This is a genomic window from uncultured Rikenella sp., assembly GCF_910579375.1.
Lineage (GTDB): Bacteria > Bacteroidota > Bacteroidia > Bacteroidales > Rikenellaceae > Rikenella.
In genome coordinates this window covers 1-13,456 of the sequence record NZ_CAJTUJ010000044.1, presented here as the reverse complement: position 1 = coordinate 13,456, position 13,456 = coordinate 1, and the positions used below count along the sequence as shown (strand labels likewise).

The window sequence follows — 13,456 nt, the reverse complement described above, 5'->3', positions numbered from 1 at the left end:
TGCATGAAAAATCCGTCGCCCGCCCGCTTAAAGAGGGATTTCACTCGTTTTGCGGTGAGCAAAATCAAGATGAAATCCCAGCGGGCGACGGCAGCGGCGGAGCGAAAGCGGAGCCGCAGTGAGGCGGACACGGGTCGGAGAGTTGGGCTATGCTTTTTAACATGCTTTGAGCTGAGAGCGAATAGCTAATTCCCCGTGACAACGGTCGGCCCGCAGCCCCCGGATGCGGAGGGCCGAAATACGCCGCTTGCGCTTCGTATTCGTCCTCCGCTGGCTGCGGCCGAAAACAAATTGATTGGTTTTTGCGACTCGCAGAATCGCGCAGTTCGCCGCCACCCCACGCGGCGGACTGCAACTCGACGGAGCTCGTTGCACTCCCCGCTGGCGGCGAACAGCTTAAAAGAGACGAATGGGCCGAATTCTTGCGACTCGTAGAGTCGCGCGGGCCGGAGCCACCCCCGGCGTAGGGCCGCAATCTTGCGATGCTCGTTGCGCCCACGCTGGCTCCGGCCGCTAAAGTCAAGCCAGTTAGGGTAGTTCCACCCCATTGTCCACCGCGGGCATGCGTCCCCGTTTATTCCGAGAGGCAACGCAACTGAAAACCGTAGCCACGATAACTTGCATGGTTGGAACTGAGCCACGTTACGTGGAAATTCAAGTTCAGACTACCGAGAGATCCGTCAATCGTTGAAGACCAACTGTAACCGAGACTTCCGACGCCCATTAATTCGCCCAGCCACCCATCGATTCCCGCATCGCGGTAGCCCGGGGCGGGCCGCGTGATCCGCAAAATCTGAATAGAAAAGTGGGCCCAAGCCCGGGTTCTAAGTCCCCGATCGGTTCCGTCGAAAGCTCTCCGTCCCCGTTTATTCCGAGAGGCAACGCAACTGAAAACTGGAAGCGCGGTCTGTCATGTGGTTGAGATAAAGCGCTGTCGCGTAGAAGCGCAGATAGATGCTTTCCGTGCCGCTGGTTGAAGAACCCCAGTTGTATCCGCCGTTGCCGACGTATACCAACTCGCCCGAGGTGCCGCCGCGGAAGCCCGGGGCGGGATGCAGGAAAAAGAGAGTCAAGAAAAATCCGCGCAGTCGTGCCGTAAAGCGACCGCGCGTGAAGAATGCGGAACCCGAAAAAGAAAGACTACCTGACCCCCTCCAGGGTCGACGTCGGCAGATTACCCAGATTCCCCTGCCAGTAAAGCTCCCCCTTCGAATTGACCAAAATCGTGTAAGGCACGTATTGGACATGGAACGCCCGATAGACCCTTCCGTCCGGATCCGAGCCGATAAAATAACGTTCGCCGTACCTCGCCCGGAGCGAATCCAGCGTCGTTGCCGCTACGCCTCTGGTCAGCACCACGATTTGAATCCCCCGATTCCCATTCCCGTGCCGGTGTTGAATCTCAGCCAATTTTGGGAAAAAACGAGCCGACGAAGCATTGTCCGGCGCATAAAACTCGATCAGCATCGGAGCCTCCGTCCGCGGAGGCAGTGTGCTCCATGCCACCCCTTTGAGATCCGGCACCCGCGAACCGATGACCAGTTTCTGCGCCCGCGTCGCCACCGCGCCGCTGCCGAGCATCAGACCAAGTAAGATAAGCACTTTTTTCATTGCGTCGTTCGGTTTGGATTAGTCCGCCAACTGTTGCATCTCGATCAATTTGTGGTAGATGCCCTCGACCGCCATCAATTCGGCGTGCGTTCCCTGTTCCGCAATCCGTCCCGCCTCGACCACGATAATCTTGTCCGCATGCTGAATCGTGCTCAGCCGATGCGCGATCACCAGCGAAGTCCGCCCCCGCAGCAGCGACGACAGCGACTCCTGCACCAGCCGTTCGCTCTCCGTGTCCAGTGCCGAAGTCGCCTCGTCCAGGATCAGGATTTCCGGGTTGCGCAACACCGCCCGCGCAATCGAAATCCGTTGCCGCTGCCCCCCCGACAGCTTCATTCCCCGGTCGCCGATATTGGTCTGAAACCCCTGTTCCGTCGCCATGATGAAGTCGTAGGCATTCGCCACCCGCGCCGCTTCCATCACCTCCTCCAGCGTTGCCGAGTCGTTCCCCATCCGGATATTCTCCTCGATCGTGTCGTTGAACAGAATCGTCTCCTGCGCCACAATTCCCATCTTGGCCCGCACGCTTTCGATCCGATAGTCGCGCAAGTCTGTTCCGTCCACCAGCACCGCCCCCTTGGCCGGATCGTAGAACCGCGGAATCAGGTCGGAAATCGTCGACTTACCTCCCCCCGAAGGCCCCACCAGCGCAATCGTCTGCCCCTTCGGAATCGTGAACGAAATATCCCGAAGCACCTGCTTGTCCTCGTAAGAGAACGAGACGTTCCGGAACTCGATCCCCTCCTTAAACTCGGCCAACACCCTGGCATCCGGTCGATCCGTGATGGCCGCCTCCGTGTCCATCATGCCGAGAATCCGTTCCCCAGCGGCGATCCCCTGATTGATGTTTCCGAACGCGTCCGCAATGGCCCGCGCCGGCCGCGTCACCTGCGAGAAAGCCCCGAGGTAGGCGATAAAGGCCGCCGCCGTGAGGTCGCCGTTCAGAATCATATTCCCCCCGTAGACCAGAATAAACGACAGCGAAGCCACCCCCAGAAACTCGCTCATCGGCGAAGCCATCTGTTGTCTCCGCGCAATGGAGCGCATAATGTCGGAATACTTTCCGTCGAGGGCGCGGAATTTCCGGTCGATATAATCGGTTGCATTGTATCCCTTGACCGTCTTGATGGCGCCGAGCGACTCGTCGAGCAGCGAGACCATCTCACCGAACGCCTCCTGCCCTTCGGTCGCCGACTTGCGCAGCCGTTTGACGATGTAGCCGATGCAGAGCGCGATGACCGGCAGTACCGCCAGCGTGAACAACGTGAGGTGGAACGAGATGCCGATCAGGAGAATGAAATAGCCGATCAGCAGGAAAGGCTCTTTGAAGAAGACCTGAAACGTACTGGTGATACAGAACTGCACGACCTGTACGTCCGACGTGAGTTTCGAGATGATGTCTCCTTTGCGTTCGTTGCTGAAATAGCCTACCTGGAGCCGGATCACGCGGTCGAACATCTGGTCGCGGATCTGTTGCAGGGTGTGGATACGCAGATTTTCGAGCGTGCGTTGGGCGAAGTAGCGGAAAACGTTGCTCAGGAAGACGATCACGACGGTCAGAATGGCCAGCATGAAGAGCAGGTCTTTGATCGTATACCCTGCGCCGGCAATTCGATAGAGGCCGTAGTTCATCACCGCTTTGGCGTAGTCGGTGCTCAGCTCGAACGGCGGTATCGTTGTCACAGCCTCCATCATTGACTTCGCATCGAACATCGTCTGAATGATGGGGATGATCATGGCGAAGGTCATCGTGTTGAAGATCGTGTGGAGCACGATGCAGATGAAGTACGGCACGGCGTACCGCCCGTAGGGACGGCCGAACCGGAGGATGCGGAAGTAGGTGTTCATGCGGGTAAAGATAGCGGTTTTTTCCGGTTCTGCGTTTCCCGGTTTTTGTCGGCGGGGTCCGCGTTACAGCGGATCGGCTTCGGCGATGGCCCGCACCGTCGGAAAAGCCTTGCGCACCCGGGCCAGCGCCTCCGTCAGAATGGCTTTGGCCCGCGCCACCGGCCGTTCGCGTTCGATGCGGAGGAGGATGTGGAGCATGTGCAGGTTCTGTATCCGGTCGACCTGCGGTTCGTAGGGGGGCGAGACGCGCCGACCGAACCGTTCGCGCAACAGGGCCTCGCACAGTTGTGCCGCCGCCGCCGTCAGCGACTTGCTGCGGTGGCGGAAGGTGATTCGCAGCATCCGGACATAGGGCGGATAGAGCAGCTGGTGCCGCTCCTGCATCTCGTGGCGGTAGAAGCCCTCCGTGTCGTGGTTCGTCACAGCGATCAGGGCCGGATGGAGCCGGTGGGAACTCTGGATGACCAGTTCGCCGCTCCCGTCCGCCGGGAGCAGGGCTTTCAGCTGCATCAGCAGCTGGAATGCCCGTTCGGCGGCCCGGAAGTCGGGATGGGCCAGCAGGCTGTCGGCATGGATCACGCCGACGAGTCCCGTCTGGTCGCCGCTCCGGGCCGTGCGGGCCACCATCTGTGTCCCGACCAGAATCTCGGTCTCGCCCTCGGCGAAGTCGGTCAGGATGCGTCCCGCCGCCCCTGCGCCCCGCATCGTGTCGGTGTCCATCCGGGCGATGCGGGTGCCGGGGAAGAGCTCGGCCATCTGCTCTTCGACGCGCTCCGTGCCGATCCCCCGCGGCGTCAGGGCCTGCATGCCGCAGGCCGCGCAGGTCGAGACGTAGGGTTGCGACCAGCCGCAGTAGTGGCACACCAGCGCCGAGGCCTCTTTGTGGTAGGTCAGTGTGACGTTGCAGTGGGGACAGGTCGGTGTCGCGCCGCAAGCCGCGCATTCGACGTAAGGAGCGAACCCGCGGCGGTTCTGGAAGAGGACCACCTGCCGCCCCGCTTGCAGCGTCTCTTCGATCCGGCGGCGCAAGTAGGTCGAGACGACTCCGCGGCCGCGCTCCAGCACGGCGACGCGCGGTCGCCGGACATCGTCTGCGGCCGGCACGACGACCGATCCGTATTTTCCGCCTTCGGCCCGGGCGTTGAGCCAGCTCTCGGCCGAAGGGGTCGGGCTGACGAGCAGCGTCCGGGCTCCGTGCAGCCGGGCGAGCATCAGGGCCGTGTCGCGGGCATGGTAACGCGGAGCGGGGTCGCTCTGGCGGTAGTTCGAGTCGTGTTCGCGGTCGACGATAAGGAGTCCCAACCGCTCAAAAGGCAGAAAGAGGGTGGAACGAGTCCCGACGACGATTCCGACGCTTTCGGGCTCTTCGATCAGGCGTTGCCAGGCCGCGCTCCGCGCCCGGTCGGTGAGGCGGGAGTGGTAGACCAGACAGCGGGTTCCGAAAGCGGCCTGAAGGGCGTTGGTCAGCCGGACGGTCAGCACGGTGTCGGGCACGAGCAGCAGGGTCTGATACCCGGCCTGCATCTGCCGGGCCGCTAAAGCGATGTACAGGGCGATCAGCTTTTCGCCGTAGTCTGCGATTTCGCCGCTCAGCAAGAGGGTTTCGTCGGTCTCGAATGCGTTTTGGATCGACTGTAGCGTGGAGGTGTCCGTGATTGCCGGAGATTCCGGCAGTGGCGGCGCGGTTTCGGCCTTCGCCGCCGTTCGGTGCAAGGTGGCCGGGACGATCTCCTGCTGTTCCAGCACGCCCCGTTCGACGAGCCGGAGCACGATGGCGGCAGGTACCGTTTCAGTGATGTCGGCGCGCGCCACCCAGAGCTTTTGGGGATCGTCCGGCGCCAGCTCCGGCTCTCCGTCCGCTCCGACCGGCAGGAAAGAGAGGTAGCTCAGCAAGGCTTTGCACTGTGCTTTGGCGCGCCGGATCTCTTCGAGCGTTTCGGCGATTTTCGAGGCGGAGCGGTACCCCACGGCGAGTCGCACATACAGCTCGGCGGTCGGTCGATAGCTTCCGTCGCGAATCCCGGTGGGCACGGCGGCTTTGAAGACCTCGCCGGGGGTGCAGAGGTAGTAGTCGGCCACCCACTCCCACAGCCGGAGCTGTTCGGGCCGGACGAACGGCCGTTCGTCGAGGATTTCGAGTACGGTTTTGGGTGGATTTTTCGATTCCGGCGGCGTGTCGTGGAGCCGGAGCACGATGCCTTCGCAGACTTTGCTTTTGCCGAGCGGCACGCGCACGCGCATCCCGACTTCGACCGGCCGCTCGTCGGGGAGACGGTAGGTGAAGGCTCTCGGCAGGGCGAGCGGCAGGAGGATGTCGGCAAAGATCATCTTATCGGTGGGCGTTTGACACGGGTCTTGTTCGCTTGGGCTGGAGGCGGCCCGTGGTTCGAGGCTGCGCGACTCCGCCCCGGGCTTCTACGAACCCAGCATGGGTGCGTTGGGCGGCTGCGGCACCGGCGGTTATAGCAGGTCGTCTACATCCTACGATGCAGGCGATCACTACCTCGGCGTGTACTTAAATTTCGGTGCCACGTGGTTCGGCCCCAGCACTGCGGCGCAACGCGCCTACGGTTTTCAGTTGCGTTGCCTCTCGGAATAAACGGAGCGGCCTGGTTTCGAGTTTAGCGCAGGAACAGCTCCACTTCGACAGGAGCCGTCGCCCCGTTGTCCGCCTCTTTCGGCGTGACGAACGAGACCCGCTGCACCCGACCCGCATCGTCTGTGAATTCCGCCGCCAGATCTTTGCCGAACGGCAGGTAGAGCGTCAGGTAATCGTTCATGTCCGCCGTCGGCCCCGCCGTTTTGCCTGCCGCCACCATATTTCCCTCCGTATCCGTGATGCGGATATCGCATGCCGCCCGGTCGGCGCTGCTGCGCCCGCCCTCCTTGTTCAGGAATGCCCGAATGACGACCGGCGCCCCGTTTTTGGCTTCCGCCATTTGGGCGTTGTAGAGGTCGATGTAGAAATCCGTCACGTCGATCCCCGGCACATTCCGGTTTTCGAAGTCCCACACCATCGGGAAGTGCAGCCCCGTCGGCCGCCACGACGTAGCGTACATCCAGTAGATCGGGTCGCTCTTATCCGCCTTGCCGGCCCGTTCCAGAAACCAGCTGCGGTTCAGCGCCGGCGTCGGATAGTACTCCGTGAAGTACCACTTGCCGTCGATCCACACCTCCGTCCAGTTGTGGTTCCCCTCTTTCGACACCCACAGCGGAGTCCCCGCGATGCGCGACGGAATCCCCATCGTCCGGAAAGCGTCCGTCAGCAGAATCGAAAGCCCGCTGCACGATGCCATCCCGATCTCCATCGACTCGCCCGGCGATTGGTGCGGTTTCCGACGCTTGGTGTTGTACTCCACTCCCACGAGGTGTTGCAACTCCTTGTTAATGGTGTCGATAGCCTGCCGGACGTCGGTCGTTCCGGCCACCAGCGGCGACAGCTTCTCCCAGAACATCGCCCGCCACGGTTCACGCCGCTCGTTCATCGAGGCGTAGGGCAGCACGTCGTTATAGAAGACCGAATCCGGCAGCGTTTTGGCCCACGGGAAGGTCTCCCGCGCCCGGTAAGCCCACTCCACCTCGCCGAGCAGGAAGTCGGCGGTCAGCGTATCCCGGTCTCCCTCGGGCATATAGGCGATCAGGTAGGCCATCCCTTCGCGTTGCTCTTCGGGGGCGCGTTCCATGGCTGCGGTCAGCTCCCGTCCGTTGTCGCCCGCCGCGGCGATGTTGGCATACAGATCGGCTGCCAGCTTCGGATCGAGTCCGTACGGTGTACCGGTACACGAAAAGGTCAGTGCCGCAGTTGCCAGTGCGCCTAAAAGTGAAATCTTTTTCATCGTTCGTTCTGTATTTGGATGCGTGTCGAATGACAACAAAGATAGGAATAAATGTGCCCGGAATGATACAAAATTACGCAGGTACGGCCCCATATCCCACACGGGATATGGGGCCGTACCCCGTGGTTGTGCGCGTGGCTGCCCGCTACTCTTCGTAGAAGAGTTCGAGGGTAGCGTGGTTGCCGTTACCGTAGTCGATCCCGATTTTTGAAATGTATTCACCGGCGGATTCATATTCGTATTTTACGGTAAATGATTCTCCGTCCGCATCGGTTAGGGTAAGTTGTTTCGGCAGGTATTTTGAGCGCGTTCCTCCGATACCCAATAAATAAGCGTCGAGGATCGCGAGGTCGTCGATGATGTCTCCGAACAAATAATTGCTACCGATCAAATCCAGGTTGAGGTTGTTCGGCACGGATGTGTTCGGGGTCAGGTCGACTGTATAAGTCCCGAAATATCCTCCGTCTTCGATCTCTTTTTCGACAATGGAATATTTTTCCAGACAGCCGTCTTTCCCTATCGTCAATTCACCGGTATAGGTGTCGGTTATACCTTCTTCCGTTAGCGAAAAAACGAATCCGGTTAAATAACCGTTGTCCGAATAAGTGTACTCTTTGGTCTCCCATTTTGAACCCTCCTCTTCTACGGTGCAATTTATCGCTCGTCCATTCTCTACACGAAATTCAGCCTGACTATATTCGTCATTGCCGTCATCGTAACTTATTTTGATTTTGTCTTGCAGGTATTCGATTTTCGAACCGTCGTAATAAGAATCACCTGTTGAGCTGGTTTGAATTCGAGTCAGTCTGCCTGCGTCATCGTATGAATAATTTGCCGTATAAGTTCCTTCGTCATCCGTCAGGACAGATTTTACGATCTTTTTCGGCAGGATATCCGGCGCGGCGGTGAAGTACATCTTACCCAGCGGCCATTCGCCGCCGTCCTGTTTCAGGATGATGCTCTGCTCGCCCGACACGGTGGTGGGGGCCGTAAAGGTGATGGAGGTCGAGGTGTGGCCGGTCACGGTGGCCTGTACGTCGCCGGTAGCCTTGGTCAGCGCGCGAAGCCAGATTTCGCTGTTCTCGGTAAAACCGCTCCCTTGGATCGTTACCGCCGAACCGGCCGGGATGGGGTTCTCGGCGCTCGAGGTCGGCAGGATCGCGCCCGAGACCGGACAGGTCGTGCCGTTGTCCTCCTTCTTGCAACCGAACATCAGGGCAGCGGTCAGCACAAAAAACAGAAGTTTTTTCATAACCATGAAAATGAAAATGGCCTCTTCCCGATACCCCGAAGCAGAGATGTAAACACTGGATTGAAAAGAAGAAGTGTGGGTATCGTGACTTTGTTTTCAGATAGTGGGTTCTGGTAAACCTCGAAAGTAAAAACAAGCAACAATCCCACACCATACCCCATAAGACAAGGTATAGAGCAAGGGCTTCGGGCTTGTTCTCCTTTCGAATAAATTTACCAGATTTACTATCGAGAACAAACTCAAACACTTCTCATGTTTAAGCTGATATGTCTGCCCGGGTCGCGCGGACTCGGACGGGACAAAGATAGCTTAAATTTTCGGAACGGGAAGTGTTCACCGCCTTGATTGTGGGATTGTTGCCGGGGCGAAAGTACGGATTTCTTCCGTCTCGGGCGAAAATTGACCGAGAATCGTTAATTTTGGCAGTATCATGAAGAAATGGCTGCTTTTGTTTTTGGGAGTGGGGTGGAGCACGGTTGCGGAGGCCCGGTCACTGCGGGTGAGCCCTGCGACGGTGCAGTTGGGCGAGGTGGCGCTCCGGTCGAAAAACCGGGTCGAGCTGGTCTGTGTGAATGATTCGGATCGGCCGGTGGTGATCCGCGACGTCCGGACGGACTGCACCTGCACCAAACCGTCGTGGCCCAAAGCGCCGGTGATGCCGGGCGACAGCGTGCGGGTGAGCGTCGTCCTCACGCCGACCGATCGGGGGGCGTTCTACAAAACGCTGCGGTTCGAGACCGTGCCGGCCACGGACCCGGCTCCGCAGGTGGTCTTGCGCGGGAAAGTTTATTGAACTTTGGTGCAGCGGAGGTCGAGCGACGAGCTATTGCCGTATCGCATCACAAGCTGGCAGTAGCTCGGCGACAGCGAAACGACCTCATAAGTCAGAAACGGCGTCCGTTCGCCGGGCGCGTAGACCGCCACGTCGAACCGCTGCGCCTGCCACGTGTGAGGTACGGAGGTAGTCCAGAGCGCGCCCTGCATCCGGTACTCGCCATTCGACTCGAAGGTCAGGCCGGTGCGCGGAAATTCCGCCTCGCCCTCCGGCGTCGTAACGTCCAGGAACCGGTTGCCGGTCTGCGGAAGCTCGAAAGCGTGCCACGTGCCGTTGTTCCGGATCTCCGTAATGCGCCAATAGCCGTACAACGCCTCCGGATCGTAGTTCAGGCGTTCTTCGTCTTCTTCCTTCGAGCAGCTGCACAAGACGAACAGCGCGCTCAACGCATACAAAATCTTTTTCATAGCGGTCTTCGTGTTCGGCGGGTCGATCCGTGTTCTGGGCGGAAAAACGGACCGAGGATACGAACAAAGTGTTATTCTGAACAAAGATAGTCCGATTTTTTCTTTCTCGCTCGGATTGTTATTTCAGAAACAAAACCCTAACTTTGTCGTTATCGGTTCCGCAGCGGGGCCGGAGTGAATCCAAACTTTTTAATAACCACCACATTATGAATCTTTCTCACATCGAACACCTGGGTATCGCGGTCAAAAGCCTCGATGCGGCGATCCCGTATTACGAAAAGGTACTCGGACTCAAATGCTACAATATCGAAGAGGTGGCGGATCAGAAGGTGCGGACGGCGTTCTTCCGGGTGGGCGATACGAAAATAGAGCTCCTGGAGCCGACGTCGGAGGATAGCACGATCGCCAAGTTCATCGAAAAACGGGGCGAGGGGATTCATCACCTGGCGTTCGCTGTGGCGGACGGGGTGGCTGCGGCGCTGGCGGAGTGCGACTCCAAGGGGGTGCAGCTCATCGACAAGGCGCCGCGACGGGGGGCGGAAGGCTTGAATATCGCGTTTCTCCATCCGAAGGCAACGCAGGGGGTGCTCACGGAATTGTGCGAAAACCCGGCTGAAAAATAATTCATTCACTTTTACTGCTGTTCTTTGAGCCGGACAGAACTGTCGCTTTCTTGAAAGAAAGCGACGCAAAGAACTTTCATGATAGCTACGCTACTCCTTAGGCTCCGCAGTCCTCATGTTTCGCGAGTCTGTTGTGCTGGGTTTTCTCGGCGAGCGCGCTAAATCATGGGCAAAATAACCCAAGCGCGCTGCGCCGGAAAACCACAGCACAACCAACAGTCCGAGATTTGGGCGACCGGCAGCATTGAGGATGCGCAAGCATCCGTCTGAAGTTTTTTTGTTCTTTTTGTTCACAACCGACGCTGCCAGCGAGAGCAATGCAAACATAGTTTGCAAATTGCCGAGCGGCGAGGAGGAAGGCGAAGCCAAAAAGAACAGTACCCTCCAACCCAATGAACGGGCAGTAAATTAAGTAAGTTACAGAATATAAAATGAGTGTCAATCAGGAAAAGATAAAAGAGCTCGTAGCCAAGCGCGAGCAAGCCAAGCTCGGCGGCGGTCAGAAACGGATCGACTCCCAGCACGCCAAAGGGAAACTCACCGCTCGGGAGCGGATCGACCTGTTGCTCGACGAAGGGAGCTTCGAAGAGTTCGACATGTTCGTGACCCATCGGTGCACCAACTTCGGGATCGACAAAGAGTCTTATTACGGGGACGGCGTCGTGACCGGATACGGGACGATCGACGGGCGGCTGGTCTATGTTTTCAGTCAGGACTTTACCGTATTCGGCGGATCCTTGTCCGAGACCTTTGCCGCCAAGATCTGCAAAGTGATGGACATGGCCATGAAGAACGGCGCCCCGATCATCGGGCTCAACGACTCCGGCGGCGCCCGGATTCAGGAAGCCGTCAACGCCTTGAGCGGCTACACCGAGATTTTCCAGCGGAACATCATGGCCTCCGGCGTGATCCCGCAGATTTCCGCCATCATGGGGCCGTGCGCCGGCGGAGCGGTTTATTCGCCCGCATTGACCGACTTCATATTGATGAACAAAGGCACCAGCTACATGTTCGTCACCGGGCCGAAAGTCGTGAAGACCGTCACCGGCGAAGAGGTGACCCAAGAGCAGCTCGGCGGCGCATCGATGCACTCCACTAAGTCCGGCGTGGCGCATTTCGTCAGCGAGACCGAAGAGGAAGCAGTCGCCATTATCCGGAAGCTCCTCAGCTACCTGCCCCAGAATAATCTGGAAGACGCCCCGCTGGCCGTTTGCACCGACGACATCGACCGCGTCGAAGACGCCTTGAACGAGATCGTGCCCGACAATCCGAACAAACCGTACGACGTGCTCGACGTGATCCACGCCATTGTCGACAACGGCGAATTCTTGGAATCCCAGCGGACTTTCGCTCCGAATATCGTGACCGGGTTTGCGCGGTTTAACGGCCAGAGCGTCGGAATTATCGCCAACCAGCCGAAATACTATGCCGGGGTGCTCGATATTAATGCCTCTCGGAAAGCGGCGCGGTTTGTCCGGTTTTGCGATGCCTTCAACATTCCGATCGTGACGCTGGTCGACGTGCCGGGCTTCCTGCCGGGGACGGCGCAGGAGTACGGCGGGATCATTACCCACGGGGCAAAGCTGCTGTTTGCTTATGGCGAGGCCACTGTGCCGAAAGTGACCGTTATTTTGCGGAAGGCTTATGGCGGGGCTTATTGCGTGATGAGCTCCAAACACTTGCGGGGCGACCTGAACTACGCATGGCCCACCGCCGAGATCGCCGTGATGGGAGCCCAGGGCGCTGTCGAGGTTTTGATGGCCAAGGAGGCCAAAGGGATCGAAGACGACGCGAAACGGGCCGAATTCCTCGCCGAAAAAGAAGAGGAATATCGGCAGAAGTTTGCCAACCCGTATGTGGCGGCCAAGTACGGCTATATCGACGACGTGATCGAACCGCGGAACACCCGCTTCCGGATTATCCGGGCCTTGCAGTCGCTCGTGACCAAAAAAGTCGTCAATCCGCCGAAGAAACACTCCAACATTCCGTTGTAAGCCTGCGTGTTATGATGAAGAGACTCTTATTTTTGCTCGGCATCGCCCTCCTTTGTGCCGAGGGGTATGCGCAGGGGCTGAAGGACATACGGATCAATGAAGTGTTGGTCGACAATCGGAACAGCTACATCGACGACCACGGGAACCATGTGGGGTGGGTGGAACTGCACAATACGGGCTATTCGAACGTGAACATCGGCGGCGCCTACCTGACGGTACGTCGGGGGGATGCCGCTCGGACGTATCGTATTCCGAAGAACGACGCCCGGACGCTGATTCCGCCGCAGGGGTATGTGATCTTCTTTGCGGACAGTTCGTCGAACCGCGGAACGTTCCACACCAATTTCGTGCTCGACGAGACGGGCTATCTGGCCTTTCTGGATCAGGGGCGGAACGTGGTCGACTCGGTAGTTTATGACGTGGCGGCGCAGTCGCCGGACGTCTCGATCGGCTGGACGGACGATCTGGAGACCGGCGAAGAGCGTTTCCGCCAGTTGACCGGGATTACTCCGTTGCAGGCCAACGAAATCGAGGAGCGCATGCCGGCTTCCGAAAAGTTCTTCCTGCGCGACCCTTCGGGCGCGGTGATGGCCATCACGGCTATGTCGGTGGTCTTCTCGGCGCTTGTCCTGCTCTACCTGATTTTCAAAAACGTCGGACGCGGGATGACGCGGATGATGCGGGCCAAGGAACAGAAGGTGGTAGCGGCCATGCCGGAAGAGGTGAGGTCGACGATCGATCCGTCGGGACAGCTCCTGGGCGAGGAGATCGCGGCGATCGCGATCGCGCTGCGCAGGTACGAGGAGGATTTGCACGACATCGAGTCGCATGTCCTGACTATCAATCGGGTGGCTCGGGCCTACTCGCCGTGGAGCTCCAAGATTTATGGACTGAACAATCAACCTCTGCGAAAGTAACTTTGCTCCATTTTTAACCGTTCGTTTATTTGCGCCTTATCTGGAGGGTACTGTTCTTTTTAACTTCGCTGCGCTCGTTTTCCTCCTCGCCGCTCGGCAATTTGCAAACTGCGTTTGCATTGCTCTCGCTGGC

At 58.7% G+C, this 13,456-nt stretch carries 12 protein-coding genes; 4 read left to right on the top strand and 8 right to left on the bottom strand.

The window, feature by feature from the left end:
* Window positions 1-574 precede the first annotated feature (574 nt).
* From QZ302_RS05455 to QZ302_RS05425, 7 genes are all read right to left on the bottom strand, one after another.
* Window positions 575-790: a hypothetical protein gene (locus QZ302_RS05455; RefSeq protein ID WP_294593401.1), complete on the bottom strand. Its 216-nt coding sequence runs from the start codon at window positions 788-790 to the stop codon at window positions 575-577.
* Between the two features lie 76 nt (window positions 791-866).
* Window positions 867-1,073: a hypothetical protein gene (locus QZ302_RS05450; protein WP_294593399.1), complete on the bottom strand. Its 207-nt coding sequence runs from the start codon at window positions 1,071-1,073 to the stop codon at window positions 867-869.
* A gap of 67 nt (window positions 1,074-1,140) precedes the next feature.
* Complete coding sequence (locus tag QZ302_RS05445) at window positions 1,141-1,611, bottom strand: hypothetical protein (RefSeq protein WP_294593396.1); 471 nt, start codon at window positions 1,609-1,611, stop codon at window positions 1,141-1,143.
* 18 nt (window positions 1,612-1,629) lie between these two features.
* On the bottom strand, window positions 1,630-3,459 hold the full coding sequence (locus tag QZ302_RS05440) for an ABC transporter ATP-binding protein (RefSeq protein WP_294593393.1): 1,830 nt from the start codon (window positions 3,457-3,459) through the stop codon (window positions 1,630-1,632).
* Between the two features lie 63 nt (window positions 3,460-3,522).
* Window positions 3,523-5,787, bottom strand: a complete 2,265-nt coding sequence (gene priA / locus QZ302_RS05435; RefSeq protein WP_294593390.1) for a primosomal protein N' — start codon at window positions 5,785-5,787, stop codon at window positions 3,523-3,525.
* 293 nt (window positions 5,788-6,080) lie between these two features.
* Complete coding sequence (locus QZ302_RS05430; RefSeq protein WP_294593387.1) at window positions 6,081-7,295, bottom strand: transglutaminase-like domain-containing protein; 1,215 nt, start codon at window positions 7,293-7,295, stop codon at window positions 6,081-6,083.
* Between the two features lie 145 nt (window positions 7,296-7,440).
* On the bottom strand, window positions 7,441-8,547 hold the full coding sequence (locus QZ302_RS05425; RefSeq protein ID WP_294593384.1) for an IPT/TIG domain-containing protein: 1,107 nt from the start codon (window positions 8,545-8,547) through the stop codon (window positions 7,441-7,443).
* Between the two features lie 430 nt (window positions 8,548-8,977).
* On the opposite strand from QZ302_RS05425, the gene QZ302_RS05420 reads away from it, so the two are divergent.
* Window positions 8,978-9,340, top strand: coding sequence for a DUF1573 domain-containing protein (locus QZ302_RS05420; RefSeq protein ID WP_294593381.1), 363 nt, complete (start codon window positions 8,978-8,980; stop codon window positions 9,338-9,340).
* Here QZ302_RS05420 and QZ302_RS05415 read toward each other — a convergent pair.
* Window positions 9,334-9,789: a hypothetical protein gene (locus QZ302_RS05415; RefSeq protein ID WP_294593378.1), complete on the bottom strand. Its 456-nt coding sequence runs from the start codon at window positions 9,787-9,789 to the stop codon at window positions 9,334-9,336. The genes QZ302_RS05420 and QZ302_RS05415 overlap by 7 nt on opposite strands.
* A gap of 206 nt (window positions 9,790-9,995) precedes the next feature.
* Here QZ302_RS05415 and mce point away from each other — a divergent pair, with 206 nt between their 5' ends.
* From mce to QZ302_RS05400, 3 genes are all read left to right on the top strand, one after another.
* Window positions 9,996-10,412: a methylmalonyl-CoA epimerase gene (gene mce / locus QZ302_RS05410; protein WP_294593376.1), complete on the top strand. Its 417-nt coding sequence runs from the start codon at window positions 9,996-9,998 to the stop codon at window positions 10,410-10,412.
* A gap of 431 nt (window positions 10,413-10,843) precedes the next feature.
* The gene (locus tag QZ302_RS05405) at window positions 10,844-12,406 is read left to right on the top strand and encodes an acyl-CoA carboxylase subunit beta (RefSeq protein ID WP_294593373.1); all 1,563 of its coding nucleotides are present in this window, start codon (window positions 10,844-10,846) and stop codon (window positions 12,404-12,406) included.
* An 11-nt stretch (window positions 12,407-12,417) separates the two neighbouring features.
* Window positions 12,418-13,323 carry an OadG family transporter subunit gene (locus QZ302_RS05400; RefSeq protein ID WP_294593371.1) on the top strand — a complete coding sequence of 302 codons (906 nt, stop codon included), beginning with the start codon at window positions 12,418-12,420 and terminating at the stop codon, window positions 13,321-13,323.
* Window positions 13,324-13,456 lie beyond the last annotated feature (133 nt).

Bases quoted from the DNA above. Each gene is read 5' to 3' on its own strand.
- QZ302_RS05415 (WP_294593378.1), bottom strand. From the start codon at position 9,789: ATGAAAAAGATTTTGTATGCGTTGAGCGCGCTGTTCGTCTTGTGCAGC.
- QZ302_RS05405 (WP_294593373.1), top strand. From the start codon at position 10,844: ATGAGTGTCAATCAGGAAAAGATAAAAGAGCTCGTAGCCAAGCGCGAG.
- mce (WP_294593376.1), top strand. From the start codon at position 9,996: ATGAATCTTTCTCACATCGAACACCTGGGTATCGCGGTCAAAAGCCTC.
- QZ302_RS05425 (WP_294593384.1), bottom strand. From the start codon at position 8,547: ATGAAAAAACTTCTGTTTTTTGTGCTGACCGCTGCCCTGATGTTCGGT.
- QZ302_RS05445 (WP_294593396.1), bottom strand. From the start codon at position 1,611: ATGAAAAAAGTGCTTATCTTACTTGGTCTGATGCTCGGCAGCGGCGCG.
- QZ302_RS05420 (WP_294593381.1), top strand. From the start codon at position 8,978: ATGAAGAAATGGCTGCTTTTGTTTTTGGGAGTGGGGTGGAGCACGGTT.
- priA (WP_294593390.1), bottom strand. From the start codon at position 5,787: ATGATCTTTGCCGACATCCTCCTGCCGCTCGCCCTGCCGAGAGCCTTC.
- QZ302_RS05400 (WP_294593371.1), top strand. From the start codon at position 12,418: ATGATGAAGAGACTCTTATTTTTGCTCGGCATCGCCCTCCTTTGTGCC.
- QZ302_RS05440 (WP_294593393.1), bottom strand. From the start codon at position 3,459: ATGAACACCTACTTCCGCATCCTCCGGTTCGGCCGTCCCTACGGGCGG.
- QZ302_RS05430 (WP_294593387.1), bottom strand. From the start codon at position 7,295: ATGAAAAAGATTTCACTTTTAGGCGCACTGGCAACTGCGGCACTGACC.